Below are 26,885 nucleotides of genomic sequence, written 5' to 3' on the forward strand. Positions count from 1 at the left end.
GGGGCCCCCGGGCAGCTGCCGGGCCGTCAGGCCGACAACCTGGCGGGCACCACGTAGCCCGTGTCCTGAGGCAGGTCCAGGGTCGGGCACCCCGCCAGCATCCTGCCGTGCAGGTCCTGCAACCGGGCCGAGGGCTCGATGCCCAGCTCCTCCACGAGCGTGCCCCGCAGCCGCTGGAAGGACTCGAGGGCCCGCCAGGTGCTGCCGGAGCGGTGCAGCGCCAGCATCAGGTGCGCCACCAGGCTCTCCTGCATCGGGAAACGCTCCACCAGCATGCGCAGTTCGGCAACGATCGTCCCGTGCCTGCCGATGGACAGATCGGCCTCGATGCGCTGCTCCAGGGCCCGCATCCGGGCTTCGTCCATCCCTACCAGGTCCAGGCCCAGCACCGGCCCCACGGGTACGTCCGCGAGGGCCGCGCCGCCCCACAGGCCCAGCGCGCGGGCCAGCAGATCGGCCGCGGCACGGGCGTCGCCCCGCTCCAGGGCGGCACTGCCGGCACTCGACAGGCGATGGAACTCCTGCAGGTCACTGTCCTGCGCGGCCGCCTTCAGCAGGTAGCCGCCGTAGCAGGTGACCAGGACGTCCTTGGGCGTCAGGCCCGGTGTGTCACCGAGCGCGGTCGCGATCTTCCTGCGCAACTGCAGGATGTAGGTCTGCAGTGTGGTCGCCGCACTGCGCGGAATGTCCTGACCCCAGATCTCCTCCATGAGGGTGGCGGCGGGGACGACCCGGCCGGCGCGCAGTGCGAGCACGGCGAGGATCTGCCGCGGTTTGCCTGCGCTGGGCACGATCGACATGCCCCGTTCCCGGACCACCAGCGGTCCGAGTACTTTGATCTCCACAGCGGTACCTCCTAGGTCCTCGCCATGGATCGTCACATTCGGCCACCACCCCCTCCCAGTGTCCTCGTCACCTTCCGAGGCGTGAACATCTCACCCCTCCCGTATGAGCCGTTCACTGCCCCTGTTCAACGGGCGGCCCGATACTCGCTACGGTTACTGGAGGTACTGCGTGTCCTGCGATCCTGAGGTTCCGCGAAGCGGCCCCTGCACACTGCCGCTGTGGTCGCTGCGTGAAGAGGTGACCGTCGAGACGTACGCGGACGGGAAGTTGGTACTGCGGTGCGACGACACCGCCGAGGCCGTGCGCTGCGCGGACCCGGTGCTGTACGAGGTACTGCGCCGGATGACCCTGGGCCCCGTCCTGCTGTCCAACGTGGACGCGTCCCTCGCGCACCCCGCCACCCGCGACCCCGCGACCCCGCCGACCTGGGCTCCTCCGGTGTGGTCGGCCCTGCGCCGGCTCTCCCACCTGGTGGTGCGCAGCCTGGGCACGGACGACGAGAAGGGCCCGCTCCTGTCGGTCTTCACGCCGTCGCGTGACACGGCCTTCGATCCGGTACGGCTGCCCGAGGCGGCCCCGCTCAGGCTGTCCCCGTTCACCACGGTGCGCAGCCGGACGGGCGCGCTGGTCCTGGAGTCGATCCTCACGCCGTTCCGCGTGGTGCTGCACCGGCCGGAGGCGGCCTGGTCGGCGCGCGTCCTCACCCGCCCGATCAACCCGGCGACGGTGGTGACGCTCCCCCTGGCCCCCGCGGCGGCGCCGGACATCCTGGCCTATCTGGCCGCCGCGGGAATGACGGACAAGGGCTGAGCCGCACGCGCGGTGCCCTCAGGCGTTCAGATCAGCCACCCTGATTCACGCGCGATGCGCACGGCGTCCAGTCTGTTGCGTCCGTTCACCTTCGACACCGCGCTCGTCAGGTAGTTCCGGACGGTTCCCACCGACAGATGGAGCATCGTCGCGATCTCCGACGCCTCCGCCCCGTCCGCGGTCAGCTTGAGCACCTCCAGCTCCCGGTCGGTGAGCGGACTGTCCGCCCCGCCCCAGGCGTCCATGGCGAGCTGCGGATCGATCACGCGCTGCCCTGCGTTCACCCGTCGCACCGCCTGCGCGAGGTCGTTGGGCGGCGCGTCCTTGAGCAGGAAGCCGGACACCTTGGAAGCCAGCGCCCGCCGCAGGGTGCCGGGTCGCCCCAGGCTGGTGAGGATCAAACACCGGCACTCCGGGAGCCGTTCGTGCAACTGGGCCGCGGCGGTGAGGCCGTCCACGCCCGGCAGGTCGATGTCGATGATGGCGACGTCCGGCCGCTCCTCCAGTGCCGTCGGCACGATCCGGTCACCGCGCTCGACTTCTGCGACGACTTTGAAGTCGCCCTCCAACTGCAGTAATGCCACCAGCGCGCCGCGGACCATATGCATGTCCTCGGCCAGCAGGATCCGTATCAAAGCGTGTCTCCCCGTTGAGGGCTTGGGCCACTCACACTGCTCGGTACAGTCCAACGATCCTAACCATGCCGCCGTTCCCCACAGGGGAACACTTGAGTATTGGATCAACCGCTTACGCCCTGGTCCGGCCGGGTTCGACCGCCTCTCGATGCCGAACGGTCACCGTGGTCGTCCTGACCACGAGCAGACCAGGAGACGGTTGTGACAGTGCTGCATGCGGCTTCGGACGCCCGGTTGGAGGAGGTCGCGGACCAGGTCTTCGCCTACGTCCAGCCGGACGGCGGCTGGTGCCTGAACAACGCCGGCGTGATCGTGTCCGGCGGTGAGAGCGCCCTGGTGGACACGGCGGCCACCGAGGCACGCGCCCTCGCGCTGCGGGACGCCGTGCACCGGGTCTCCCCCGGTGCGCCGCGGACGGTGGTCAACACGCATTTCCACGGCGACCACACCTTCGGCAACTTCGTCTTCGCACCGCAGGCCGTCGTGGTGGCGCACGAGCGCACCCGGACGGAGATGGCCGAGGCGGGGCTGCACCTGACCGGCCTGTGGCCCGATGTGGAGTGGGGCGAACTCAGCCTGGAACTGCCCTCGTTGACCTACCGCGACCGGCTGACGCTGCACGTCGGCGAGGTGACCGTCGAGCTGCTGCATCTGGGGCCTGCCCACACCACGGACGACACCGTGGTGTGGCTGCCCGAGCAACGCGTGCTGTTCACCGGCGATCTGGTGATGTCGGGGGTGACCCCGTTCTGCCCGATGGGCTCGGTGTCCGGTTCGCTGGCGGCCATCGCCGAGCTGCGGAGGCTGGACGCACGGACCGTGGTGACCGGACACGGTCCGGTGGCCGGGCCCGAACTCCTGGACGGGGCCGAGGGGTATCTGCGCTGGGTGCAGACGCTGGCGCGGCAGGGGCTCGGTGCGAACCTCAGCCCTCTGGAACTGGCGCGGGAGACGGAACTGGGCGAGTACGCCGAACTCCTCGACGCCGAACGGCTGGTACCGAACCTGCATCGTGCGTATGCGGAGGCGCTCGGCGGTGTGCCGGGTGAACGGATGGACGTCGGGGCGCTGTTCGGCGAGATGGTCGAGTTCCACGGGGGGCTGCCCGCCTGCCACGCCTGAGCGACGCCGTACGTGCGGTGGGCCTCCCCGGGATCCCGGGAAGGCCCACCGCACGTGCTCGTCACGATCAGCCGCGGGTGCCCGCCAGTTCCGCGGCCGCCTCCCAGACGCTGTAGGCGCGCCGGTGGTACAGCAGGGGCCGCCGGGAGAACACCTCCGCGGCCTCCACCCGGCCGATCAGTATCCAGTGGTCACCGGCCTCCACCCGCTGCACGACCGTGCACTCGGCGTGCCCGAGGGCTATGCCGCTGAGCACCGGTGCTCCGCCGGCGACGGCGGAGGGTCGCCAGGTGTGGCCTGCGAACTTGTCGGCCGCCTTGCCCGCGAACCGCTCGGAGGCGTCCTGCCCTCCGTCGGCGAGGACGTGGACGACGAATGCGCCGGAGTGCTCCAGGGCCGGCAGGCTGCGCGAGCCCTTGTCGACGCACACGAGCAGGAGCGGTGGGTTCACCGAGACCGCGGACACCGCGTTGCAGGTGAACCCGCGTGGCTCACCGGCCTGGTCCAGGGTGGTGACGATCGAGACCGATGTGGGGAAGGAGCCGAAGAGCTCCCGGAACCGCCCAGCGTCCACGGCCATTTGGGCCTCACCGTCGCTTTCTCCGTCCGGCTCGCACGGCACGGTGCCGCGCCTGCACATCGAGCTTCGGCGAACCGGGTGGAGAGCGGCTGGACGCCAACTGGAGGTGGGTGGGGCCCGGTTCAGCCGACCGGTTCCGGCTTCGCCACCGCCATCGGACCGGCCGGGCGCATCGGGGCCTCGGCCAGCACCTCGAAGCAGCCGTCCTCGCGCACCGACGCGATCAGCGTGCCTCCGACGTCGCTGAGCCGCACGGCCAGGTTGCCCAGGCCGCTGCCTCGATGCGGGGACGGGTCGTGGCGGTCGGGGTCGACGCCGTCGTTGACCACGGACAGCATGGCCTGGCCGCCCTGCTCCCAGGCTCTGAGTGTGCAGCGCCGTACCTCACTGTGGCGCAGCACGTTGGTGACGCCCTCGCGCAGCACCGTGGCGAGAACGGTGTCCACCTGCGGGGTGAGCGGTCCGAGCCTGACGTCGACCTCCACGTCGACCCCGGCCGCGCCCAGCACCGAACCGGCCGACGTGGCCTCCTGCGAGAGGGACATCTTGCGGTACCCGCTGGCCACCATCCGCACGTCGGCCAGGGACTGGCGGGAGATGTCGAGCACCGACTCGAGCTCCTCCTGGGCCCGTTCGGGGTGGCTGAGTGCGATGCGGTGGATCAACTCGCACTTGAGGGTGATGGCGGAGAGGCTGTAGCCGAGCAGGTCGTGCAGATCGCGGGCGAAGCGCAGGCGTTCGTCGGCGACGGCGGTGCGGGCCAGCTCGCCGCGGGTGGCCTGGACCCGGACCACGAGGTCGGTGAGCCAGGTGAAGCCGTACACCACGAGGCCGCAGAGCAACGTCGACTCCGCGTAATAGGCGCTCTCCGAGAGGGGTTTGCCGTCCTCGATGGGCAGGCACAGCATGGTGAGCCCGATGACCCCGTACAGGGTCCAGCCGATCCTGGCCGGCAGGAGCAACAGCACCGAGCCGGCCAGGAAGCCCGCCATCGCACCCCACTCGGAACGGAAGAAGAACAGCGGTACGTAGGTGAGCGCGGCCTGCAGCCCCAGGGTGAGCAGCTTGCGGCGCCCCGGTACGCGGGCGGCGCCGGCCGCGGAGTGCCGCAGCTGCAGGGCGAAGATCAGGCCCAGGCTCACCAGCCCGATGATGAGCATGTACGGGCGCATGTGCTGCCGTGTGATGTTCAGGACGGTGATCAGCAAAAAGCTGAGCAGCACCGCGATCAGCATCGCGCGGGCGAGCCTCGGGGGCGGTATCTCCCCCGCCGTACCTGGTCCGCGCTCCGGAACTCCGGCCCTCCCACCGGCCTTTTCCCGTGGTTCGTGCAGTGACGTTTCGTCCGGCACGTTCCGGCGTACTTCCCCGCGTGACACGTAGGTACCCCCCAAGTACGGCTACGACCGCGCAGCATCATACGGAGGTCGCGTCAACGCTTGGCAAACATTCGCCCATCAGAGCCCAGGGCCGGAACCGATCGGTCAGACGAACAACGGGATCGGATTGAGCTGCTCGTAGGGTGTGGGCGTGGCCAGCCGCCCCGTCCGGACCGGGACGTCGTACAGGCGTCCCGGGGCGAACCTGGCCCAGAAGTGCCGCAGGCCGGGAACGATCACCTTGACCACGGGAAGCCCGATGTCGGGGCGGGTCTGGTCGAGCACCAGCAGCTCCAGTCCATGGCGGCGGGTCAGGGCGAGGATGTCCTCGACGTCGTCGGCGAGGTCGGCCCGCGGGGTGTGGGTCCAGTGGTCCGGCGTGCGCGGTGTCTGCAGCGGATCGGCTTGCAGATAGGGCTGGTTGGCGAAGGTGGCGTGCTGCCACCAGGTGCGCAGTTCCGGGTCGGTGAGGGTGTAGCCGGTGCCGTCGGCGCGCGCTCCGGCCGCGGCCGGCAGCAGCTGGGCCATCTCGGTCAGGGCGCGGCGCAGGGCGATACGGGGGTCGAAGTGGGCGCCGAAGCCGAAGACCACGTCCTCGGCCGGTTTGTCGGTGCGCCTGGAGAGCGCGGCGACCACCGGAACGCCCAGGTCGGAGGTGAGATCGAGGGCCCAGACCTCGCGGTTGACGCGTCGGCAGCCGTCCTTGATCCGCTCGGTCCACGGTGCGTCGAAGGCATCCAGGTCGACGGCTGCGTGGCGGGTGCGGTTGTACCACCACAGGGCGACCGCGTCGCGCTCCACGAGTTCCATGAACCCCTGGACCAGAGCGTCTTCGAGGCTGGATCCGGCGGCGTTGCCGTTGGAGTCGGCGCCCACCGAATCGGGGCCCGCGTCGGCGTCGAAGTAGAGCAGGGACGTCGGCAGCAGACGGTGGGTCTCCTCGGTCAGCGACCAGACGGGGGTCCAGTCCGTCGGCCGGTCCTCGTCGAAGGGCCGCGGCACGTACTGGAAGTGCGACCGCGTCCGGTTCCACGCCTCCCGGTCCCGGTACTGGCGCCGGTCGTAGAGCTGACAGGCGTTGGGGTGCAGCGCCGCGTCTCCCAGTGCGCGGAGCGTGTCACGGACGACGGGTTCGTCGCCGTGCCGCGATCCGCAGTACCGCTCGACCGCCTCGCCGAGCGCGCTCGCTCGCGCCTCGAGGGGGCTGAGTCCCTTGCCGCCGCTCAAGTCGCGCAGTCCGGCCCGCAGTCCGGCGAGCGTGCGGGCGTCGACGGCCAGGTTCTGTCCGGACAGATAGCAGTCGACGAACCCCGGCCCGGCCGGATCACGCTGTATGTCGCGCACGATCCCGGTCACCGGCCCGACCAAATGGCCGTAGGAGTGCAGAAATTGGCTGGGCGTAAGTGAGCGGTGACCGTTGCCTTCGGCATGGCCTTTGGGGCGTGACCGCAGCACCACCGGCCCGGCGACCCGCTCGGCGACCAGCTCGGGGGCGCCGCACTGCGGGCACTGCGGCCGGCGCCGTACCTCGTGGCCGGCGCCGCGCAGGGTGAGGGTGTTGTACGTGAAGACGGCGTCCTGCCGGTCGTACCGCACGCCCGCCAGCCACTTGGCGGCCTCCAGGACGGCGATCTGCAGGCCCAGGCCCCGCCCGGCCGAGGGGGAGGCCGTGGGACGGGGCACGGGTCCGGCCAGGCCCAGCGCGCGCTGCAGGGGCCGCTCGGAGCGTCGGTGGCCGCGCAGCCGGTGGGCCAGGCAGCTCCAGCAGGGACCGCCGTCGGGACGCAGGACGGGGCCGGTCCAGGGTTCGAAGCCGCCGGGCTTGGCCAGCAACCAGGGCTGTCCGCGCGCCCGTTGGGCGGCGTCGATGTTCAGGAGCGCGGGATCGAGATAGTCGCCGCAGACCACCAGGGCCAGCGCCGCGGGGCCGTCGCTCACGCGCAGCCCCGCGCCCGCGCACGCCTCGGCGACCTCGTCCGGGTCGACGCCGTCCAGACAGCGCAGCCGGACCGAGGTGGCGGCCACCCGTGCGGCGGCCCTGGCGCCGTCGAGCCCGGCCAGGTCCCAGTAGGCCTCGTCGGCGTCGGGGGCGGCCGGCGTCCACAGCGCCTCGTCGGCGCCGTCCGCCCCCTGCGCCCGCACGAGGCCGGCCTCGGCGAGGCGCCTGATGGCGTCCTCGGCCTGTGGCGGGGGGACGGTGTGAGACGCCTCCGCCAGGATCCCGGACAGGGTCCGGGTGCCGTCGAGCAGGGGCGCGAGTGCCTCGGCGTCCGCGCCCCGCAGTGCGGTGACTCCTTGCGCCGACACGAGGTAGGCGGCCTCTCCCGGAACGACCTCCACCCTCAGGTGCTTCTTGAACCCGACCCGCAGGTCCCCGACCAGTGGTTCCCCGGCGCGTGGTTCGCTCCCCCCCGTGGCGGTCACGCGACGAACTGGGCAACCAGAGCGGCGGGTTCGGCGGGGATGCTGCGTACGCACAGACCGGCGGAGCCGGTCGGCACGCTGCGCAGGCACAGGCCGGCGGTCATCGGGCGGGCACCGTCGAAGACATCGAGCTCCTCGATGTCCATGCGCGCGGCGGGCTCGGTACGCGGGGCGCTCGGGCGAGCGGTGACGGTCCCGGGCAGCAGCCCGAGCCGGACGAGCTCGCCGTAGGGGTCGACCTCGAATATGTTCGCTGCGCTGGTGCCATTCCCCGTCATGGCTTTCCCTTTCTCTCCGTTGTCCGGCGGGCCTTCGTCGGCCGCCGCTGAAGAGAATCATGCGAAAAGGCCCCTGATCACGGACAGTGCCGCCGTCACCACTCGCATATGAACTTTTCACAGTTGTACGGATGTCCGGACGGCGCACGCAGCATCGGCGGAGGAGGTTCCGTACAATTTGGATCCGAACGACACCGAGGAGTGTGCCCGTGCCCGGCCAACGATCCATCACGCAAGCCGAGAAGCTGGCGGAGGCCAAGCTCGGCGGGTTCCCCATCCGCCATGAGCAGATGGCCGTCGTCGCGAACATCTACCGTGCCGCCTCCGCGGTCCGGCAGCACCTGGAGAACTCCGTGCTGCGGGGTGCGGACCTGACCTGGACGGCGTTCGTCGTGCTGTGGGTGGTCTGGGTCTGGGGCGAGTCGGAGACCCGGCACGTGGCGGAGGAGGCGGGCATCTCCAAGGGCACGCTGACCGGGGTCGCGCGAACCCTGGAGAAGCGCGGGCTCGTGCGGCGGGCCGGTCACCCCACCGACGGCAGGCTGGTGCTGCTCAGCCTCACCGACGAGGGCGAGGAGCTGATGCGGCGGCTCTTCCCCGCGTTCAACGAGGAGGAGGCGTTCGTCGCCTCGCGGCTCAGCGACGAGGAGTGCCGCGGCATCGCCCAAGGGCTGCGGCAGGTGGTGCTCCAGGTCGAGGAGGAGGGCGAGGAGCGCCGGCTCACGCTCCTCGACGGGGCGCCGCCCGCCCCGCGCCGCAGCGGACGCCGCGCGCAGGGCTGAGACGGGACGGGGGTCAGCCCCGGTCGCCGGCGGCCCGTACGAGCGCGTCGAAGAGGCCCTGCTGGGCCGGGTCCTCGTGGGCGGTGTCCTCGGGGTGCCACTGGACGGCGGTGAACCAGCCCGTGGAGCCCGGCAGTTCGAGCCCCTCCACGGTGCCGTCGGCGGCGCGTGCGGTGACCGTCAGGCCCGTGCCGGTGCGGCTGATCCGCTGGTGGTGGTAGCAGGACGCCTCCACCTTCTCCTCGGCGGTCGCCTGAGCCAGCAGGGTGCCGTGCTGGATCGCCACCGGGTGCACGACGTGCCGGTGCTCGCGCTGGGGGCCGCCCATGTCCTGCTCCAGGGTGCCGCCGAGGGCGACGTTGACGACCTGGAGGCCGCGGCAGACCGCCAGCAGCGGCACGCCCAAGTGCAGTGCTTGCCGGGCGAGTTCGAGGTCGAAGTCGTCCTGGAGGTCGTCGACGTCGTAGACGCTGTCGTGGGTGTCGGAGGCGCCGTAGCGGTGCGGGGCGAGGTCGCCTCCGCCGGGGAGCAGCACGCCGTCGAAGCGGGCGAGCCGGCCGGCCATGTCGCCGGGCGCGGGGTGGATGCTCGCCGGTTCTCCGCCGGCCCGCCAGACGGCCTCGATCAGGGCGCGGGCGTTGACCTCGGCTGCGTAGCGCAGGGCGGAGGTGGTGGCGGCGAAGCGGGCGGGGATCGCGATCAGGGGGCGCGCGGGCAGGTTCGTACGGCTCACAACTGGATCCAGGTGGTCTTCAGTTCGGTGTACTTCTCGATGGCGTGGGTGGACTTGTCGCGGCCGTTGCCGGACTGCTTCATGCCGCCGAAGGGGACGGTCAGGTCGCCCTCCTCGTAGCAGTTGACCCAGACGGTGCCGGCCCTCAGGGCGCGGGAGACCTGGTGGGCGGTGGACAGGTCGGAGGTCCACAGGCCCGCGGCGAGGCCGTACTCGGTGGCGTTGGCCAGCCGTACAGCCTCCTCCAGGTCGTCGAAGGCGAGGACGGACAGGACCGGGCCGAAGATCTCCTCGCGGGCCAGCCGCATGCCCGGGTCCACCTGGTCGAAGACGGTGGGCTGCAGGAAGCTGCCGCCGGTCCCGGTGTCGGTGCGGCCGCCGCCGGCGCGCAGGCGTGCGCCCTCCTCGACGCCGGTGCCGATGTGGCCGAGGACGCGTTCCAGGTGGCGTTCGCCGGCCATGGCGCCCATCTCGGTCGCCGGGTCGAGCGGGTCACCGACCCGCAGCTCCCCGGCCCGCGCCACGATCGCCTCGGTGACGCGGTCGGCGACCGAGGAGTGTACGAGCAGCCGGGAGGGGGCGGTGCACATCTCGCCCTGGTTGAAGAAGATGCCCCAGGCGGCGGTGGCGGCGGCCTTCTCCAGGTCCGGGGCGTCCGGGAGGATGATGTTGGGCGATTTGCCGCCGAGTTCGAGCCAGACCCGCTTGAGGTTGGAGTCGGCCGCGTAGTGCAGGAAGTGCCGGCCGACGGCGGTGGAGCCGGTGAAGGCCAGGACGTCCACGTCGGGGTGGAGGCCGAGGGCGCGGCCGGCCACCGGGCCGTTGCCGTTCACCACGTTGAGGACGCCAGGCGGCAGCCCGGCCTCGGTGGCGATCCGGCCGAGCAGCAGGGCGGACAGCGGGGAGTTCTCCGAGGGCTTCAGGACGACGGTGCAGCCGGCGGCGAGGGCCGGGGCGATCTTCCAGCCCGCCAGTGTCAGAGGGAAGTTCCACGGTACGACCGCGCCGACGACGCCCGCGGGCTCGCGGGTGACCAGTGCGAGGGCGTCCGGGGCGGTGTGCGGCGACTCGTCGGTCAGCTTGTCGGCGAGCTGGCCGTACCAGCGGAAGGTGTTGATCACGGCCCGCAGTTCGATGGCGTACGCGTCCGTGATCGGCTTGCCCATCTCCAGGCTGATCGTCAGCGCGAGCTCGTCGCGCCGCTCTTCGAGCAGGTCGGCGACGCGCAGCAGGAGGCGGCCGCGGTCGGCGGGGGCCAGGCGCGGCCAGGGGCCGGAGTCGAAGGCGCGGCGGGCGGCGGCGACGGCCGCGTCGACCTCCTGAGCGCCTGCGTCGGCGACCTGGGTCAGCACCTGGCCGTCGCGGGGCGAGACGGCGGCGAAGACCGCTCCTGAGCCGCCCTCGTCGGCGCCGTCGATGTGATGCACGCCGGACAGCTCCAGTGCCTTGGCTCGGCGGAGCCACTCCTCGTGGGTGATGTCCAGCATCCGGTCCTCCGGAAGTCGTTGATCTGCTTCCCGTTTATTTGATTCCAAACGATATGCTGCGGGAGCAGTCATCACAAGAGTTCACGGACCGCCGCGGCGGTCCGCGGACCCCGGGAAGGAGCCCGCCCGTGCGCGCACTCGTCATCCAGCACGACCACGTGACCGACCCCGGTCCGGTCGGGGCCCGTCTCGTGGAACGCGGCTACGACCTCACCGTCGTGACGGTCGTGCCCGAGGACCGCCACCACACGCCGGACGTGACCTTCGACTTCCCCACGGCCGACGGCTGGGACCTGATCGTGTCGCTCGGCGCGCCCTGGTCGGTGTACGACGAGGCGGCCGTCGGCCGTTGGATACCCGGCGAGCTGGCCCTCCTGCGCAAGGCCCACCACCTCGGCGTCCCGCTCCTCGGCGTCTGCTTCGGCGCCCAGGCACTGACCACCGCGCTCGGCGGTTCGGTCGAGGCGTCGCCGAGCGCGGAGATCGGCTGGGTCGAGGTCGACACCGACGATCCTTCGCTGATCGGTGCCGGTCCCTGGTTCCAGTGGCACTACGACCGCTGCGTCCTGCCGCCCGGCGCCGAGGAGTTGGCCCGCAACGCGGTGTGCCCCCAGGCCTTCCGGGTCGGGCGCAGCCTGGGGGTGCAGTTCCATCCGGAAATCACCGCGGCGACGGTGCGGCTGTATCTCGACAACGGCGGCACGGAGCAGTGCCTGGAGCACGGGGTGGACCCGGCCGCGCTGCTCGCCCGCACACGGGAGTTGGAGACGGTGGCCCGGGGGAACGCGTATCGGCTGGTGGACGCGTTCCTCGAGCAGGTGACGGGGGTCTAGGACGGACGGTTCGGGGGGTGCACCGGTACATCGGTGCACCCCCCGAGGCATTGCGCGGCGGGAGCCGCGTGCTCAGGCCACCTCGGCGGCCGGGACGGCCTCGGTCGCCGGCCTGTTGCGGGTGACGCGGTCGGCGGCCACACCCAGGATCAGCACCGCCGGGACGGCCAGGCCCAGCCAGGTCGCCGTGCCCGGGTCGCCGCCGATGAGGGTGGTGAAGTTGGCGAGGATCAGCCAGATCGCGCCGGCGATGCCGAGGGCACCGAGGACGGGGGCGATGAGGGTGTTCCAGGCGCGGGAGTCCAGGCGTTCACGGCGGAAGAAGACGACCACCGAGACGGACGTCAGGAAGTACAGGAGCATGATCGCCAGTACGGCGACGCCGCTGAACCAGGAGAAGAGGGTCAGCACCGGGTCCTTGCCCAGCAGCGCGAAGGGCATGACCAGCAGGATGGCGACGCCGGTCTGCACGACACCCGCCGTCCACGGGGAGTGGCGCTTGTTGAGCTTGCAGAGCCCGGGGGGCAGCAGCCCGTCGCGGCCGAGGGAGAACAGGTAGCGGTTGGCGGAGTTGTGGAAGGCGAGGATGCCGGCGAAGAGGGAGGTCGCGAGGAGGACCGGCAGGACGTCGCCCGCCCAGCCGCCGAACTGCGCCGTGATCGGTGCGAAGACCCAGCCCGAGGCGTCGCCGCCGGAGAGCGCCTTGCCGGCGTCGGCGGTGGCGTGGGAGGCGCCGTGGGCGGAGACCAGCATCCACGAGGTGAACGCGAAGAAGAGGCTGATGGCGACGACGGAGAGATACGTGGCCCGGGGCACCGTCTTGCGGGGCTCGCGCGCCTCCTCGCCGTAGATCGCGGTCGCCTCGAAGCCGAACATGGACGCCACGGCGAACATCAGCGCCACCCCGGGAGCGCCCTGGAGCGCCGCGCCGGGCGAGAAGCTGCCGGAGAAGTCCAGGCCCTGGGGGCCGCCGCCCTTGAAGAAGGTGACCAGGGAGAAGACGAACAGGATGCTGAACTCGGCCAGGACGAACACGGCCAGCAGCCTGGCGCCCATCTCGATCCCGGCCGCGCCGAGGACCTGCACGATCGCCATGGTGGCCAGGACGAAGACCCACCACGCGATGTGCACGTGCGCGTACTCCTGGACCAGGCCGCTGACGATGTTGCCGTAGAGCCCGTACATCGCGGCCTGGATCGCGCAGTAGGCGAAGAGCGCGACACCGGCGCTGCCGGATCCTACGGGGCGGCCGAGCCCCTTCCCGATGTACGTGTAGAACGCGCCGGCGTCCACGACATGGCGCCCCATGGCGACGAAGCCGACGGAGAACAGCAGGACGATGAGGCCGGCCACGACGTACGCGGCGGGCACTCCGGCGCCGTTGCCGATGGCGACGGCGATGGGCACGGCGCCGGCGATGCCGGTCAGCGGCGCCTGCGCGGACAGGACGAAGAAGAGGATGCCCAGCACCCCGAGGGAGTTGGGTTTGAGCCGGCCTGCCGTGGAGTCGTCCTTCATCGTCTGACTCCCCGGGACGGTTTGACTGTCCACACGGATCACCTGCCTGCGAGCGAAAGGGGATTGTTTAGAGCCAAACGAGTTGCCCCATAGTGGGCCGGAACTATCCGGATGACAAGGGGGTCAGGCGATGATTTTTCCGGGCCGGGAGGTGCGCCGGAACGCGCGGCGGCCCCGGACGCGGAACGTCCGGGGCCGCGCGGAGGCGCAGGTCAGTCGTCGGCGGCGTCGAGCTTGCGGAGCAGGGCGCGCAGCTGGTCCAGGGCGGCGACCGTGACCTCGGGCTCGCCGAGGACGAGTTGGTGCAGGACGAGGCCGTCGAGGGCGGCGAAGACCAGGCGGGTCAGCCCCTGGTCGGCGCCGGCCGGCAGCATGCGGCTCAGCTCCCGCCGCGTGGCGTCGAAGTACTCGTCGTACAGCGCGCGCAGCGGCGGCAGCAGCTCGGGCCGGCGGCGCGACTCCAGCAGCAACTCGTACTGGAACGCCTGGAGGTCCGGGTCGGCCGTGACCATCTCGGACACCCCGGCCGCGAAGTCCGCGACCTTCCCGGTGCCCGGTTCGAGGGCGCTGGTGCTCAGCGAGGTGCGGATGGTGTGCTCCAGGGTCGCCTCGATCAGCGCGTCACGGGAGCCGAAGTGGTGCACGACCAGGCCGTGGGTGACACCGGCCTCCTCCGCGACCGCCCGGTAGGTGAGCCTGCGCAGGCCGCCGCGCGCCACCACGCGCACCGCTGCCTTCAGCAGGGCCTCGCGGCCCTCGCCGTAGTGCAGGCGCTTGCGTGGCTTGCTGCCCTCGGGTGCGTCGGCGGAGTCGGTCATGCGAGCGACCCTACCTGCGCGTCCCCTCCCACCGGGCGGCCCGGCGGCCGGGCCGGTGCGGGGCGGTCTCGCGGTGGGCATCACCGCTTGGGCGGGCGGATGCCGCGGAACTCCCAGTCGCCGCCGAGCGCCGTGGACAGCACCTCCTCGGACTCGGTGGGCTGCGCTCCGACGTCCGTGCGGATGGCGGTGGGACCGGTGACGATGTGGTTCGTCAGCCTGCCCAGTCCCTCGACCTCGACCTCGACGACGTCGCCCGGCCGGACGGGGCGGGAGTTGGCCGGGGTGCCGGACAGCAGTACGTCACCGGGGTGGAGGGTGATGGTGCGGGCGATGTCGGCGACGAGGTAGTGCATGTCCCACTGCATCTCGTCGGTCGAACCGTCCTGCACCACCTCGCCGTTGACGTACGTCCGCAGGCTCTTGCCGTGGAAGTCCCAGTCGGTGACCAGGCCCGGGCCGAGCGGGCAGAGGGTGTCGGAGCCCTTCACGCGGAGCATGGAGCCGGCGTCGGTGTCGCGGAAGTCGTGCAGGCCGTAGTCGTTGGCGACGGTGTAGCCCGTGATGTACTCCCCCGCCTCGGCCGGGGAGATGTTCCGCGCGGTCTTCCCGATGACGATGGCGACCTCGCCCTCGTAGTTGAGCCACTTGCAGCCCTCGGGGCGTACGACGGCGCCCTTGTGGGAGTTGAGGGCCGAGGTCGGCTTGTGGAAGTAGGTCGGGGTGGCGGGCAGGTCGATCTGGAACTCGTCCACGCGGCTGCGGTGGTTGAGGTGGACGGCGATCACCTTGGAGGGCACGACCGGCGGCAGGTGCCGGGCCTCCTCGGTCTTGACGCGGCGGCCGTCCCCGGCGACGAGTTCGTCCCCGTCGACGGTGACCTGGACGGCGGCACCGTCGAGCAGGATGCGGCGGTATTCGGGCATGAGGACTCCTGGATACGACGGGACGCGGCTAGCCGCGGCTGTGGGGAGTGCGCGGTGCGGTGGGCGTGGGCGGTCCGGCGCCGGTCCAGCCGTCGGCCGGGCGGTCGAACCACAGGTGGACCTGGCCGGTGCCGATGGAGTTCTCGTACTCGCCGTACTGCCGGGCGCGGGCGGTGCAGGCCTGCTCGCCGAGGGCGCCGGCCATCATCAGGTAGTGGAAGAACTTCGCCTCGGGCTTGTACTTCCAGAACTCGTCCATGGTGTCGAGGACCTTGTCGTGGCGGCCCTCCTTGAACCAGGCGATCCGCTCGTGGTCGGCCTCACGCGCCTCGGGCGTGAAGATGTGGGCGGTGTCGCTGGACTCGTGGTCGCGCAGTTCGCGCAGCGGCCAGAAGGTGTGCGAGAGGGCGCCTGAGGCGATGAGCAGGACGCGGCGGCCGGGGGTGGCGGCGATGCCGTCGGCGAGCGCCCGCCCGAGCCGCAGATGGTCCTCCATGTCGCCGGTCTGGCAGACGCCGATGGTCACCCACCGCTTGTCGGGAAGGCCCTCGCCGAGGAACTTCCAGAGGTTGATGGTGGCGTAGTAGATCGGCAGGTGGTCGTCCTCGATCGCGGTGATCCAGGTGCCATGCTTGTCCGCGAACTTCTCGATGTTCTGCGCGAGTTCGGGGTCGCCGGGGAAGTCGTACGGCATCCGGCACATGCCGCGCGGCAGCTCCTCGGAGGTGAAGAGCCCGGCGCGGCGCTGCTGTGCGGTGACGACGAACTCGACGGTGGTCGCCCAGTGGGAGTCCAGGACCACGACGGTGTCGTATTCATTGGCGGCGTCCCGCTCGAAGACCTCCTTGCGGAGCTCCTGGAGGCCGGTGACGAGAGTGATCTCCTTGCCCTCGTTCAGCTCCAGCCGGTCGGCCTCGGGCAGCACGATGGTGGGGACGTGGGCGAGCAGGCCCGCCCCGACGATCTCACCCATGGTCCTTCCATCCCTTCGGGGCGGTGACGGTGTTCTTCAGGTCGCAGTAGAAGTCGAAGCTCCAGGTGCCGCCCTCGCGCCCGACGCCGGAGTGGCGGGAGCCGCCGAAGGGGGCCTGGAGGTCGCGTACGAAGAAGCAGTTGACCCATACGGTGCCCGCGACCAGCTGTGCGGTGACGCGGCCGGCGCGCTGCCTGTCGCCGGTGGCGACGGTGGCTGCGAGCCCGAAGCGGGTGTCGTTGGCGAGGCGTACGGCCTCGTCCTCGGTGGTGAAGGTCTGCAGGGTCAGGACGGGGCCGAAGACCTCCTCCTGGACGATCTCGCTGTCCTGCGCGACGTCGGTGAGCAGGGTCGGCGCGTAGTACTGGCCGTCCTTGCGGTGCCCGCCGATGACGGCGCGGGCGCCGGCCGCGATCGCCCGCTGCACGAAGCCGTCGATCTTCTCCAGCTGGCGGGGGTGGATGTTGGGGCCGATGTCGGTGGCCTCGTTGCGCGGGTCGCCCTGCACGAGGCCGGCCGCCTTGGCGGTGAAGCGCCGCGTGAACTCCTCGGCGATCGACTCCTCGACCAGGATGCGGGTGGCGGCCAGGCAGACCTGCCCGGCGTTGTCGTACTGCTCCACCGCGAGGTCGACGGCGAGGTCGAGGTCGGCGTCGGCGAAGACCAACAGTGGGGACTTGCCGCCGAGTTCGAGGCTGAGGGGGGTGAGGTGGGCGGCCGCCGCCGCGCTGATCCGCTGGGCCGTCGGGACCGACCCGGTGAAGCTGATGCGGCGTACGTCCGGGTGCGAGGTGAGGGCGTCGCCGATCTCGGAGCCGTAGCCCTGGACGATGTTGAGCACACCGGCGGGCAGTCCGGCCTCGGCGGCGATGTCCGCGAGCAGCGAGGCGGTCAGCGGGGTCCACTCGGCGGGCTTGAGCACCACGGTGTTGCCGGCCGCGAGGGCCGGGGCGACCTTCCAGGTGGACAGCATCAGCGGGGCGTTCCACGGCGTGATCAGGACGCTGGGTCCGGCCGGGTCCCAGCTGACGTGGTTGCCGTGCCCGCGGGTCTCGAAGTCCTCGTGCTCCAGCGTGAGCAGCCAGTCCGCGAAGAAGCGGAAGTTGTGCGCCACGCGCGGCATGACGCCCCGGCGGTGCGAGCGCAGCAGGGCTCCGTTGTCGGTGGTCTCGACGACGGCGAGCTCCTCGATCCGCTTCTCGACGCCGTCGGCGATCGCGTGCAGCAGGCGGGCGCGTTCGGCGCGCGGGGTGGCGGCCCAGCCGGGGAAGGCGGCCTTCGCGGCGGCGACGGCGGCCTCGGCCTCGGCGGCGGTGCCGCGGGCGATCTCACCGATCGTGCTGCCGTCGATCGGCGAGGCGTCGGTGAAGGTGCCGGCGGAGGCGACGCGCTCGCCGCCGATCCAGTGCCGGGTGTCGACGGCGACCCCGGCCACCGTGAGGGTGTGCTCGGTCATGTCCGGTCTCCAGGTCCTTTGCTGTGTACGGGGGTTACTCGGCGCCCGAGGTGCTGGACTCCAGCAGGCGGCCGCCGTCCCACACCACCCCGACCTGCCGGTAGTACGCGGCGATCGGCTCACGGATCTCGAGCCGCGCCAGCTCCTCCGTCGGCGCCTCGAAAAGCTCCAGCTCGGCGTCGCCGGTCCACGGCTGCCCGCCCTCGAAGGACGCCGCGCCGGACTCGATCAGCTCGTCCAGCGCGAGTCCCTTGCCCTTCTCGATCGAGGGCAGCCAGCGGTGATGGGCCATCGGGTGGCCGTTGACGAAGCCGTTCGTCTCCGAGGGCTCCCGCAGGGTCACCACGGCCTGGGCCAGGCGCCGGTCGGCGGCGGCGATGGTCGCGCCGAAGCGGGCTCCGGCCTCGATCCGCGGAGCGGGTCCGTAGGGGTGCGGGCGCGTCTGGTGGATGGAGCCGAGCTTCTTCGGGTAGCCCTGGTGCAGTCCGCGCGCGATCGCGAAGTCCTTGTCGACCCAGATGTACACGCAGCGGGTGTAGGTCTGCCCCTTGTACGTGCAGCGGACGACCGCGAAGGCCTCCTTGTACTGCGAGAGCACCGGGTCGAGGAGCTCGTCGCCGGACGCGGAGCAGGACTGCCAGTCGGCCCAGATCAGCGCGACCGCGCCCGGGTCCTCGTCGGCCAACTCCAGGGGTTCGGGCAGCAGTTCACGTACTCGCGCGGGGTCGGTGCGGTACTCGACGGTGAGCAGGTCGCCCGAGTAGCGCCACGGCGGGGACGGGATCAGCGACGAGGCGCCCGTCGCCGTCTTGGGATGGAAGTAACCACGGACAGCAGACATGAGGGAGGGTTCCTTATGCGGTGAGGGACGCGGTGAGGGCGGGCTGCTTCAGGAGCTGGGCGCGGTAGCGGGCGGCCGCCATGGCGGCGGCCTGGCCGCCGAGCGCGACGACGCCGACGAGCCGGCCGTCGGCGTGGTAGCCGACGAGGACGTCGCCATCCGGGTCGCCGTCCAGGACGCGCACGTCGTCCTTGCCGAGGACCGGTGCGCCGAAGGACTGGAGCCGGAACTCGTGCTGGTCGCTCCAGAAGGTGGGCAGCGGCGCGAAGGGAGCCGACTCCCGTTCCTCGCCGGTGAGATGGGCGACGAGCGCTTTGGCGGCGTGTTTGGCCGTGTCCGTGGGGATCGACCAGTGCTCGACGCGGCGGGGCACGCCGTCGTAGCGGGCGTTGGGGAAGCGGGCGACGTCGCCGACCGCGACGACCTCGGGCCGGCCGCCGACGCGCAGTCGCTCGCAGGTGAGCACTCCGTCGGTGAGGTCGAGGCCGTTGCCCTGGAGCCATTCGACGTTGGCGACGGAGCCGACCGACTCCACGACCACGTCGGCGGGCAGCACCCTGCCGTCGCCCAGGACGACGCCGTCGACGCGGTCCATGCCTGTGAACCCGGCGACCGTGGCGCTCAGTTCGAAGCGCACCCCGCGCTTCTCGTGCCGCTCGCGCAGGGCCCGGCCGAGGAGTTCGCCGAGCGGTCCGACCATGGGCAGCGGCAGCGGGTCGACGACGGTGACCTCGCGGACGCCGAGTCCCACGGCGGTGGCCGCGACCTCGCAGCCGATGAATCCGGCCCCGACCACCACGACGCGGGCGCCGGGGCGGGTCAGCTCCTCGCGCAGGCCCTGGGCGTCGGCGAGGGTGCGCACGGTGTGCCGGCCGGTGAGTGGGCCCGGGCAGCGCAGCCGCCGGGGCCGCATGCCGGTGGCGACGACCAGTCCGTCGTAGGAGAGCCGCGAGCCGTCGTCGAGGACGACGGTCCGCGCGTCGAGGCGGGCCTCGACGACCTTGGCGCCGAGCCGCCACTCCACGTCGGCGGCGGCCGCCTTCGGGGTGAAGGCCAGCGACGCGAAGGGGGCTTTGCCGGCCAGGACCTCCTTGGAGAGCGGAGGCCGGTTGTAGGGCATGTGGGGCTCGTCGCCGACGACCGTGATCGCCTCGGTCCAGCCGGCGGCGCGCAGCTGCTCTGCGGCGCGCAGGCCGCCCATCGATGCGCCGGCGACGACGATACGGCCGCTCATGTCAGGCCTCGATCCGGATGGCCTGCAGCGGGCAGACGTCCGCGGCCTCCTCGACCTCGTCGCGCAGTGCGTCGTCGGGGTCGGCGACGTACGCCAGGTGGCCGGCCTCGTCCATGGAGAAGACGTCGGGGGCCGCGAAGACGCACTGGCCGTGGTCCTGGCACTTGTTCATGTCGACGACGACCTTCATGGCGGTCCTCCTGAGGGTGAGGGCGTCGGGGCAGTGAGGGGAAAGAGGGGCCCGGCCCGGCTGGGACGGGCCCCTCGGCCACAGAGGACGGAGATCCGCGGTGCGGAACCCGTACCCCTGACTCGTTTGGCTTCAAACAACATAGGAACCCGCCGGGCCCTGGTCAATACCTGTCCAGATGGATAAATTTTTCACAGGACCCTCTTGCGGGTCAGCGCCTCTCTCCATACCGTTCGGGTTCAAACGAATAGCTCCGGGACAGGTCCGTGACAGGTCCCTGCGTCCGGAGTCAGCCTGGGAGTCCCCCACCCTTCCGCCAAGGAGACACCGGTGAGCGCATCCGACACTGCAGACATCCGCCGGCACATGGAACGGCTCGCGGCCGAGGGCGTCGACGTCGTACGGGTGGTCTACCCCGACCTGATCGGCACCGACCGCGCCCGCGACGTGCTGCTGGACCACCTGCCGTCGGCCTGCGACCACGGCCTCGCCTTCTGCCGCGCCGTCTACCACACCAGCCCGCAGGGCGACGTGGCCGCGGTCGCGGGCGGCCTGGACGCCGGCCTGCCGGACGTCACCGTGCGGCCCGACCTGTCCACGCTGGCCGTCCTGCCCTGGGAGCCCGGTGTCGCCGCCTGTCTCGGCGAGGTCACCGACCCGGCGACCGGCGCCCCGGCCCCCGAGTCGCCCCGCGACCTGCTGCGCACCGTCCTGGCCCGGGCGGCCGAGCAGGGGCTGCGCCCCATCGTCGGCCCCGAGCTGGAGTACTTCCTGCTGGAGCCCGCCCCCGGCACCCCGACCGGCTGGCGCCGCTCGCCGGAGACCACCGGCTCCGTCTACACCGCCGGCCTGCGCGCCGACCCCGCCAACCACCTGCTGCGCACCCTGCGGCACCTGCGCGACCTGGGGCTCGGCGTCATCACCGGCAACCACGAGTTCGACGGCGGCCAGTACGAGATCAACCTGACCCACTCCGCCGCCCTGGACGCCGCCGACCGCGCCTTCCGCTTCAAGGCCGCGGTGAAGGAACTGGCGCGCCAGGAAGGCAACTTGGCCACCTTCATGGCCAAGCCCTTCGGCGACGCGGGCGGCTCCGGCTTCCACCTCCACCTGTCCTGCGACGACGAGGACGGCGGCAACGTCTTCGACGACCCGGCGGGCTCCTACGGCCTCTCCGCCACCGCCCGGCACGCCGTCGCCGGCATCGTCGCGCACGCCCCCGCCCTCGCGGCGCTGGCCGACCCGACCGTGAACTCCTACAAGCGCTTCGGCCCCGACACGCTCGCGCCCTGGCTGATCGACTGGGGGCTCGACAACCGCAGCGCCATGGTCCGCATCCCGCCGGAGCGGGGCCGCGGGGCCCGGCTCGAGCTGCGCCTCGGCGACGCCAGCGCCAACCCGTACCTGCTGATCGCGGGCACGATCGCGGCCGCGCTGCTGGGCGTCCGGGCGGGCGAGGAGCCGCCGCCGCCGCTGGAGGGCTACGGCTACGACACCACCCGTTCCGCCATGCTCCCGCAGACCCTGTCCGCCGCGCTCGACGCGCTGGAGGCGGACACCGCCCTGACCGAGGTGCTCGGCAAGGCGTTCACCACCTCCTTCCTCACCTACAAGCGCGACGAACTCGCACGCTTCGGCCGGCACGTCACGGACTGGGAGTTCACCGAGTACGCGTACCACCTGTGATCCCGCCGCGTCCGTGATCCCGCGGCGCCTGTAGTCCCGCCGACGCCCTCGTTCAGGAGATCCACCGCCATGACCAGTCCCACCGTTCCCGCCGTGCCCACCACCCGCGCCGAGCTGCGTGCCGCCCTCGCCGAGCCGCTGCCGATCGAGCAGGTGGACCTCGCGAACCTCGACAACTTCGCCGACGGCATCACGCCGTGGCGGATGTTCCACACCCTGCGCCACGAGGACCCGGTGCACTGGCAGCCCGAGGAGGCGCCCAACTCCGGCTTCTGGTCGGTGACCCGGCACGCGGACATCGCCACCGTCGACCGCGACCCGGAGACCTTCACCTCGACGAGGTTCGTCAACCTCGAGGAGGTCGACGAGGACCAGATCAAGAAACGCGCCTCCATCCTGGAGATGGACGGCGTCCGCCACCGCGCGCTGCGCAGCGTGATCCAGCGGCAGTTCGGCGCGAGCGTCATCAACAGCTACGGCGACTTCCTGCGCGGCCTGACCGCGAAGACGCTGGACGCGGCGCTGGCCAAGGGCAGCTTCGACTTCGTGGCCGACGTCTCCGCGGACTTCCCCATCAACGTCCTGGCCCGTCTGCTGGACGTCCCGCCGGAGGACAACCAGCAGCTCATCGACTGGGGCAACCGCATCATCGGCAACACCGACCCCGACTACGCGGACGTACTGCTGCACAGCGCGGAAAGCGAGAAGTACCGCGACCTGCCCTTCCGCTCCCCGGCGTCGATCGAGGTCTTCGAGTACGGCCGCGAGCTGGCGCGGCAGCGGCGTGGCGGCGACGGCACGGACCTGGTCTCCAAGCTGGTCAACACCATGCCGCGCGACGGAGTCCCGCTGTCCGCGCAGGACTTCGACAACTACTTCCTGCTGCTGGTGGTGGCCGGCAACGAGACCACCCGGCACACCATCACCCACTCCATGCTGGCCCTGCTCCAGCACCCCGATCAGCTGGCCCGTCTCAAGGACGACCCGTCCCTGATCCCCACGGCGGTCGAGGAGTTCCTGCGCTGGGCCTCCCCCGTCTACCACTTCCGCCGCACCGCGACCCGCGACGTCGAACTCGGCGGCAAGCAGGTGCGCGAGGGCGACAAGGTCGTCATGTGGTACGCCTCCGGCAACCGCGACGAGCAGGTCTTCGGCAACCCCTACGACTTCGACGTCGCCCGCGAGAACAACGACCACGTCACCTTCGGCAAGGGCAGCCCGCACCTGTGCCTGGGCAACCTGCTGGCCCGCACCGAGATCCGCATCATGTTCGAGGAGCTCATCCCGCGCCTCGCCGACATCCGCCTCACCGGCGACGTCCCCCGCGTCCGCTCCAACTTCGTCAACGGCATCAAGAAACTGCCGGTGGAGGTGACGCCGGCCTGAGGGGGCGGCGTGATCGCTCGCCGCGGCAAGGCAGTTGGCGTCTTGCGTAGATCGAATCTTACGTAGCCGCTTTCAGGAGCCGCAGGGCCCGCGAGCGCGACGAAACAGAACGAAAGCGCCGCCCGCCGAGGGGGGTTCGGCGGGCGGCGTGGGGGCCGCGGTGGCGGGTCGTCCTGGGAGGGGGAGTCCGGGTGGACGAGGCCGCGGCCGATCGGGGGCGATGCGGATCGCCTTGGGTGGGTTCAGCAGCCGCAGGAGTAGAAGAGCACGTCCCAGTGGTTGCTCTCGCGGGCGTAGATGTTTCCGGAGGCGGCGCGGTACTGCGGGGCGTTGTCACCCGCCCGTGGGCCGATGTAGGTGAAGGTGCCGGTGATGTAGTTGCTCAGGCACGTGGTCGGGTTGAAGTCGAGCTTGTAGCCGTTCCAGTGGCTGTACGTGCCTGAGGCGTGCCCCGTCTCGGTGCCGCCGGTGATGGTGATCGCGCAGCCGCTGGCGTTCTTCAGCGTGATGGCGCCCTGCACGGTCGCGAGGTTGATCTGCTCGAAGGACGTGCAGTGGGCGTTGTTGCGGTCGGTGCAGTTGCCGCTGGACGTCCAGGCGACCCCCGCGTTGCGGAGCCGGTTCGCGGCGTCCGCCTGGCTCAGCTTGGTCACGGCGGCCGTCGAGGTGGCGGGGGCGGCCCAGGCCGTGGTGCCGGTGGCCGTGAGCGCGACGGTGAGGACCGTGCCGCCCAGGGCGGCAGCGAGCTTGGTCTTGGTGTTCAAGTCCTGGTTCTCCTTCGCTGGTTGGTGACACACGTCAGGCGACGAGAGCGGCCCAGGTGCGGGCGTCCACGACTCCGTCGGACGGCAGGGACGCGTCGGCCTGGAAGGAGGTCACCGCCGACCGGGTCGCGGGCCCGAAGGCGCCGTCCACCCACAAGTCGGAGCCGTTCGCGGCCAGTTGGCTCTGTACGGCGCGCACGGCCTCGCCGGAGCCGCCCGCGGCGAGCGGCGCGACGAGCTGGTTCCAGGTCTGGTGCCCGGCGACGCCGTCCACCCGTGCCTCGACCGCGCCCTGGAAAGAGCGGACGGCCCGCGCGGTGGCGGAGTCGTAGATCCCGGTGACGGTGAGCGGGGAACCGTGCTGACGGAGCAGGAACTGCACGCTGCACACCCGCTCTCCGCGGGCGCCGGCGGTCAGCGTCGGCCAGGCGGGGGCCGCCGGGTTGCCGCCGATGCGGGCGGCGACGTCGGCGCGCAGCCGCGGCAGGCGCCGGTGGAGCTGGTCGCCCGGGCAGTCGGTGTCGGTGAAGTCCCGGTGCCCGTAGATCTGGTACGCCCGCAGGCCGTAGCGGACGCAGACGGCGGCGCACAGCTCGACGAGGGAGGCGTACAGCTCGGAGGGCGGTTGTGCGGTGTCGTAGGTTCCCTCGTTCTCGATGCCGACGGCGACCGTGTTCTGTCCCGCGGTGTGCGCGCCCTCGACGACGGCGGCGCCGCCGAGCAGCGTCTCCAGGCTGCGGTGGCGGCCCTCCATGACCTGCCCGTCGCGGCTGATCGTGAAGTGCCGGCCGCAGTCGATCAAGCCCCGGCCCTGGTGCGCGTCCTGGATCGACCGGGCGAGCGCGAAGGCGTGCACCGGTGAGCCGGCCCCGGAGTCGGGGCTCGCCGTGTGGTGCACGATCACTTTGTGCGGGCGCGCGGCGTGCACCGTGACCGGCAGCGTGGGTGGCCGGGCACCCCACTCGTCACGGTCGGCGATGGGCGGCTGGACCGCGGCCCGCACCGGTACGGCGTGGAGCGCGGCCGTCGCCGAGACCCCCGTGCCCAGCACGACCGCGCCGCCGCCCAGAAGCACCGGCCGTCGGGCGGGGCGGCCATCGGCCCCACCGTCGCCACGCCGTGAACTGCCCACCGGTCTACGCCCTTTCGCCACACCCACGCCGCCCGGAGAATGCGGCGGAGAGGACGATGGCAGGCCTGGGCGGCGCGGCCAACGATCTGCGGGACATCGGGACAGCGGGCTGTCTCACCCCCTGCGACCTGCGGTGACGTGACGGCCTGGGACGGCGGGTGGGACGCGGTCAGGACTTCGGCGGCCCCTTCGCTCCCTTCGGCCCCTTCGAAGTGGCCGAGACGGAGGCGCCCGACCTGGATTTCGACGCTCCCGCCTCGTAGGCCTTGTCGCACGACTGCCAGGCGCGGAAGTCGTGGGTGCGGGCCCACAGTCGGTGGGCGGCCTGGATGTTCCACTCCGGGTCGAGGGCCTCGCGCGGCGTGCCGCCCAGCTTGCGCAGGGTGCCGTCGTAGAGCTGGAACACCCCCCAGTTCCGGGTGCCGTTGGTGTTGCCCAGGCTGTAGAGCGGGTCCAGGTTCGAGGCGCACTTGGCGATGCCGCTCGCCCGGTCCGCGTCTTCGGTGAACACCTCGCGGACCCGCCGGTCGACCTGCGCGGGCGACCACGGACGGGCCTTGACGCGGCCGGAGTAGAGGGCGCGTTTGGTGCTGTCGTCGACCGCGCCGTTGGCCTCCAGCCCGGCGAGGAGCTGGAAGACGACGACCCGCATCTGGGTGATCGGGCCGAAGGCGCCGTCGACTTCGAGGTCGAGCCCGGCCTGCTTGAGCCGGAGCTGGAGTTCACGGACGCAGGCGTCCTGGTGTCCCATGGCCACGAACCGGCACTTCGACGTCAGGAGGGGGCGGTTCGGCGAGTCGTCGGCGCCCGCCGGACGCCCGCCGGTGAGGAGCACGGCGCCCGTCACGGTCGCGCCGACGGCGAGCAGGGCCCCGAGGACGATCGGCCACCGGCGCAACTGCGGCAGCCGGGGGCGGTACGGCGGCCGAAGCGGTCCGGCGTCGCTGCCGGGACCGCCCGAACTGCCGGGACCATCCGAGCTGTCGGGGCTGTCGGGACCGACCGAGCTGTCGGGCCTGTCGGGGCTGGCGGGGCTCTCGGGCGATGTGACCGGCGGCTCCGTCGCCCCGGTGCCCACCGTGTCCGTCGCCGGTGAGGGTGACGGCGCCGACGCCATCGCCGGAACCCCGCGTCTTCGGCAGGCGTCGACCAGCACCCAGAGCCGATGCAGCTCCAGGAGTTCGTGCGGGTCGGCCCCGCAGGCCTTGCCGAACCGGGCGACGGGGTCGAAGTCGCCCGGCACTCCGGCGCCCGAGCAGTAGCGGTGCAGGGCGGAGCCGCTCACGCCCGACCTGCGGGCCAGGGCCTCGTAGCTGCAGTCCGCCCGGTTCTTCAGTTTCTGCAGCAGATCGGTGAACTCCCGCGCGTAGGCGGACCCCCGTAACTCGGTCACGCACGTACCTCCACTGATGGTCGCCTCATCACGGCGGGGTCCACGGTGCCCCAACCGGCCCAGTGCGTCCACAGGTTCGAGGCGTTACCTCAGGTAGCTCACAGGGTTCGGTGGCCCTCACCCGCCACCGGGGGCACACATGGCCGTCAGGTGTACCGGAGTTGACACCTCGATGGATCAACGACGGCAAGAGTGCTGGGAGTTGAGGGAGGGGCTTTCGGCCGTGTTCTCGCTGGTTACGTTGAGGCCGTGCGGACACAGAAGCGGTCAGGGGACGGCAGGGGCGGGGACCCGCAGGCGGCACCCCGGATGTCCCGTACCGCGGATCCCGCCCACCCCCTGCTCGCCTTCCAGAACTCCGCGGGCAACGCGGCCACGGCGAAGGCGCTGCGGCGGGGCGGTCAACGGCCGGGCGCACCACGTCCGTTCACGCCCCTGCCCGATGTCGACGAGCAGATCCCGGGGCTGGTGCTGCCGCCGTATCTGGTGGATCTGGCGGCGGGCGGGCTGTCGACGACGTACGGGCCGACCGGGCACGAGTTCGTGAGGAACGCGGTGGCCGCGGTCGTCGGGCACGGTGGTGGCACCGTCGCCGACATCGCGGGCGAGCTGGCCGGGCGGCCCGAGACGTTCTTCGGGCAGGGCCGCGCCTTCGCGGT

General features: G+C 71.7%; 25 protein-coding genes. 6 read left to right on the forward strand and 19 right to left on the reverse strand.

The genetic code is table 11. The features are described from left to right. Window positions 1–26: 26 nt before the first annotated feature. Window positions 27–845, reverse strand: a complete 819-nt coding sequence (locus ACGFYN_RS31810) for a BTAD domain-containing putative transcriptional regulator (RefSeq protein WP_393869368.1) — start codon at window positions 843–845, stop codon at window positions 27–29. A gap of 169 nt (window positions 846–1,014) precedes the next feature. Here ACGFYN_RS31810 and ACGFYN_RS31815 point away from each other — a divergent pair, with 169 nt between their 5' ends. Beyond that, window positions 1,015–1,656, forward strand: a complete 642-nt coding sequence (locus tag ACGFYN_RS31815) for a hypothetical protein (RefSeq protein ID WP_393869369.1) — start codon at window positions 1,015–1,017, stop codon at window positions 1,654–1,656. A gap of 26 nt (window positions 1,657–1,682) precedes the next feature. Here ACGFYN_RS31815 and ACGFYN_RS31820 read toward each other — a convergent pair whose 3' ends face one another. Beyond that, on the reverse strand, window positions 1,683–2,291 hold the full coding sequence (locus ACGFYN_RS31820) for a DNA-binding response regulator (RefSeq protein ID WP_393869503.1): 609 nt from the start codon (window positions 2,289–2,291) through the stop codon (window positions 1,683–1,685). Between the two features lie 201 nt (window positions 2,292–2,492). Between ACGFYN_RS31820 and ACGFYN_RS31825 the strand changes: the two genes are divergently transcribed. Continuing rightward, a complete protein-coding gene (locus ACGFYN_RS31825; protein WP_393869370.1) occupies window positions 2,493–3,413 on the forward strand; it encodes an MBL fold metallo-hydrolase in 921 nt (306 codons plus the stop codon). A gap of 67 nt (window positions 3,414–3,480) precedes the next feature. On the opposite strand, the gene ACGFYN_RS31830 is transcribed toward ACGFYN_RS31825, so the two are convergent. From ACGFYN_RS31830 to ACGFYN_RS31845, 4 genes are all read right to left on the reverse strand, one after another. Continuing rightward, window positions 3,481–3,993, reverse strand: coding sequence for a flavin reductase family protein (locus ACGFYN_RS31830; protein WP_393869371.1), 513 nt, complete (start codon window positions 3,991–3,993; stop codon window positions 3,481–3,483). Between the two features lie 122 nt (window positions 3,994–4,115). After that, on the reverse strand, window positions 4,116–5,228 hold the full coding sequence (locus tag ACGFYN_RS31835) for a sensor histidine kinase (protein ID WP_393869372.1): 1,113 nt from the start codon (window positions 5,226–5,228) through the stop codon (window positions 4,116–4,118). A gap of 249 nt (window positions 5,229–5,477) precedes the next feature. Further along, entirely contained in the window at window positions 5,478–7,796 is a 2,319-nt protein-coding gene (locus tag ACGFYN_RS31840; RefSeq protein ID WP_393869373.1) for a TOMM precursor leader peptide-binding protein, read from the reverse strand. After that, window positions 7,793–8,074, reverse strand: a complete 282-nt coding sequence (locus tag ACGFYN_RS31845; protein ID WP_393869374.1) for a hypothetical protein — start codon at window positions 8,072–8,074, stop codon at window positions 7,793–7,795. Before ACGFYN_RS31845 ends, ACGFYN_RS31840 begins: the two co-directional genes overlap by 4 nt. Window positions 8,075–8,283: 209 nt before the next feature. Between ACGFYN_RS31845 and ACGFYN_RS31850 the strand changes: the two genes are divergently transcribed. Next, the gene (locus tag ACGFYN_RS31850) at window positions 8,284–8,856 is read left to right on the forward strand and encodes a MarR family winged helix-turn-helix transcriptional regulator (protein WP_393869375.1); all 573 of its coding nucleotides are present in this window, start codon (window positions 8,284–8,286) and stop codon (window positions 8,854–8,856) included. Between the two features lie 13 nt (window positions 8,857–8,869). On the opposite strand, the gene ACGFYN_RS31855 is transcribed toward ACGFYN_RS31850, so the two are convergent. Then, window positions 8,870–9,589 (reverse strand): gamma-glutamyl-gamma-aminobutyrate hydrolase family protein, encoded by a 720-nt coding sequence (locus ACGFYN_RS31855; RefSeq protein WP_393869376.1) that lies wholly within the window; start codon window positions 9,587–9,589, stop codon window positions 8,870–8,872. Continuing rightward, a complete protein-coding gene (locus tag ACGFYN_RS31860; RefSeq protein ID WP_393869377.1) occupies window positions 9,586–11,076 on the reverse strand; it encodes an aldehyde dehydrogenase in 1,491 nt (496 codons plus the stop codon). The genes ACGFYN_RS31855 and ACGFYN_RS31860 overlap by 4 nt, the downstream gene beginning before the upstream one ends. Window positions 11,077–11,204: 128 nt before the next feature. Between ACGFYN_RS31860 and ACGFYN_RS31865 the strand changes: the two genes are divergently transcribed. Beyond that, window positions 11,205–11,909, forward strand: coding sequence for a type 1 glutamine amidotransferase (locus ACGFYN_RS31865; RefSeq protein WP_393869378.1), 705 nt, complete (start codon window positions 11,205–11,207; stop codon window positions 11,907–11,909). Between the two features lie 72 nt (window positions 11,910–11,981). On the opposite strand, the gene ACGFYN_RS31870 is transcribed toward ACGFYN_RS31865, so the two are convergent. The 8 genes from ACGFYN_RS31870 to ACGFYN_RS31905 form a co-directional block, all read right to left on the reverse strand. Continuing rightward, window positions 11,982–13,460, reverse strand: coding sequence for an APC family permease (locus tag ACGFYN_RS31870; protein ID WP_393869379.1), 1,479 nt, complete (start codon window positions 13,458–13,460; stop codon window positions 11,982–11,984). Between the two features lie 179 nt (window positions 13,461–13,639). Beyond that, window positions 13,640–14,245, reverse strand: coding sequence for a TetR/AcrR family transcriptional regulator (locus ACGFYN_RS31875; RefSeq protein ID WP_393869380.1), 606 nt, complete (start codon window positions 14,243–14,245; stop codon window positions 13,640–13,642). Between the two features lie 80 nt (window positions 14,246–14,325). Further along, entirely contained in the window at window positions 14,326–15,171 is an 846-nt protein-coding gene (locus tag ACGFYN_RS31880) for a fumarylacetoacetate hydrolase family protein (protein WP_393869381.1), read from the reverse strand. 28 nt (window positions 15,172–15,199) lie between these two features. Beyond that, window positions 15,200–16,144: a 3,4-dihydroxyphenylacetate 2,3-dioxygenase gene (locus ACGFYN_RS31885; RefSeq protein ID WP_393869382.1), complete on the reverse strand. Its 945-nt coding sequence runs from the start codon at window positions 16,142–16,144 to the stop codon at window positions 15,200–15,202. Beyond that, entirely contained in the window at window positions 16,137–17,600 is a 1,464-nt protein-coding gene (locus ACGFYN_RS31890; RefSeq protein ID WP_393869383.1) for an aldehyde dehydrogenase, read from the reverse strand. The genes ACGFYN_RS31885 and ACGFYN_RS31890 overlap by 8 nt, the downstream gene beginning before the upstream one ends. 34 nt (window positions 17,601–17,634) lie before the next feature. Then, a complete protein-coding gene (locus ACGFYN_RS31895; protein WP_393869384.1) occupies window positions 17,635–18,441 on the reverse strand; it encodes an acetoacetate decarboxylase family protein in 807 nt (268 codons plus the stop codon). Between the two features lie 13 nt (window positions 18,442–18,454). Continuing rightward, the gene (locus ACGFYN_RS31900) at window positions 18,455–19,675 is read right to left on the reverse strand and encodes an NAD(P)/FAD-dependent oxidoreductase (RefSeq protein WP_393869385.1); all 1,221 of its coding nucleotides are present in this window, start codon (window positions 19,673–19,675) and stop codon (window positions 18,455–18,457) included. A 1-nt stretch (window position 19,676) separates the two neighbouring features. Next, window positions 19,677–19,865, reverse strand: a complete 189-nt coding sequence (locus tag ACGFYN_RS31905; protein ID WP_345656893.1) for a ferredoxin — start codon at window positions 19,863–19,865, stop codon at window positions 19,677–19,679. Window positions 19,866–20,195: 330 nt separating this feature from the next. Between ACGFYN_RS31905 and ACGFYN_RS31910 the strand changes: the two genes are divergently transcribed. Both ACGFYN_RS31910 and ACGFYN_RS31915 read left to right on the forward strand, forming a co-directional pair. Then, window positions 20,196–21,551: a glutamine synthetase family protein gene (locus ACGFYN_RS31910; RefSeq protein ID WP_393869386.1), complete on the forward strand. Its 1,356-nt coding sequence runs from the start codon at window positions 20,196–20,198 to the stop codon at window positions 21,549–21,551. Window positions 21,552–21,620: 69 nt separating this feature from the next. Further along, on the forward strand, window positions 21,621–22,937 hold the full coding sequence (locus ACGFYN_RS31915) for a cytochrome P450 (protein ID WP_393869387.1): 1,317 nt from the start codon (window positions 21,621–21,623) through the stop codon (window positions 22,935–22,937). A 242-nt stretch (window positions 22,938–23,179) separates the two neighbouring features. Here ACGFYN_RS31915 and ACGFYN_RS31920 read toward each other — a convergent pair whose 3' ends face one another. The 3 genes from ACGFYN_RS31920 to ACGFYN_RS31930 all read right to left on the reverse strand — a co-directional run bounded on the left by ACGFYN_RS31920 (window position 23,180) and on the right by ACGFYN_RS31930 (window position 26,226). Beyond that, window positions 23,180–23,701 carry a hypothetical protein gene (locus ACGFYN_RS31920; RefSeq protein ID WP_393869388.1) on the reverse strand — a complete coding sequence of 174 codons (522 nt, stop codon included), beginning with the start codon at window positions 23,699–23,701 and terminating at the stop codon, window positions 23,180–23,182. A 34-nt stretch (window positions 23,702–23,735) separates the two neighbouring features. Further along, window positions 23,736–24,776, reverse strand: a complete 1,041-nt coding sequence (locus tag ACGFYN_RS31925; protein WP_393869389.1) for an N-acetylmuramoyl-L-alanine amidase — start codon at window positions 24,774–24,776, stop codon at window positions 23,736–23,738. 226 nt (window positions 24,777–25,002) lie between these two features. Then, on the reverse strand, window positions 25,003–26,226 hold the full coding sequence (locus ACGFYN_RS31930; protein ID WP_393869390.1) for a helix-turn-helix domain-containing protein: 1,224 nt from the start codon (window positions 26,224–26,226) through the stop codon (window positions 25,003–25,005). Window positions 26,227–26,885: the final 659 nt, after the last annotated feature.

This window comes from Streptomyces sp. NPDC048419, from assembly GCF_043200415.1.
Classification (GTDB): domain Bacteria; phylum Actinomycetota; class Actinomycetes; order Streptomycetales; family Streptomycetaceae; genus Streptomyces.

Bases quoted from the DNA above. Each gene is read 5' to 3' on its own strand.
- ACGFYN_RS31830 (WP_393869371.1), bottom strand. From the start codon at position 3,993: ATGGCCGTGGACGCTGGGCGGTTCCGGGAGCTCTTCGGCTCCTTCCCC.
- ACGFYN_RS31835 (WP_393869372.1), bottom strand. From the start codon at position 5,228: ATGCTGATCGCGGTGCTGCTCAGCTTTTTGCTGATCACCGTCCTGAAC.
- ACGFYN_RS31845 (WP_393869374.1), bottom strand. From the start codon at position 8,074: ATGACGGGGAATGGCACCAGCGCAGCGAACATATTCGAGGTCGACCCC.
- ACGFYN_RS31860 (WP_393869377.1), bottom strand. From the start codon at position 11,076: ATGCTGGACATCACCCACGAGGAGTGGCTCCGCCGAGCCAAGGCACTG.
- ACGFYN_RS31875 (WP_393869380.1), bottom strand. From the start codon at position 14,245: ATGACCGACTCCGCCGACGCACCCGAGGGCAGCAAGCCACGCAAGCGC.
- ACGFYN_RS31880 (WP_393869381.1), bottom strand. From the start codon at position 15,171: ATGCCCGAATACCGCCGCATCCTGCTCGACGGTGCCGCCGTCCAGGTC.
- ACGFYN_RS31885 (WP_393869382.1), bottom strand. From the start codon at position 16,144: ATGGGTGAGATCGTCGGGGCGGGCCTGCTCGCCCACGTCCCCACCATC.
- ACGFYN_RS31890 (WP_393869383.1), bottom strand. From the start codon at position 17,600: ATGACCGAGCACACCCTCACGGTGGCCGGGGTCGCCGTCGACACCCGG.
- ACGFYN_RS31895 (WP_393869384.1), bottom strand. From the start codon at position 18,441: ATGTCTGCTGTCCGTGGTTACTTCCATCCCAAGACGGCGACGGGCGCC.
- ACGFYN_RS31900 (WP_393869385.1), bottom strand. From the start codon at position 19,675: ATGAGCGGCCGTATCGTCGTCGCCGGCGCATCGATGGGCGGCCTGCGC.
- ACGFYN_RS31905 (WP_345656893.1), bottom strand. From the start codon at position 19,865: ATGAAGGTCGTCGTCGACATGAACAAGTGCCAGGACCACGGCCAGTGC.
- ACGFYN_RS31915 (WP_393869387.1), top strand. From the start codon at position 21,621: ATGACCAGTCCCACCGTTCCCGCCGTGCCCACCACCCGCGCCGAGCTG.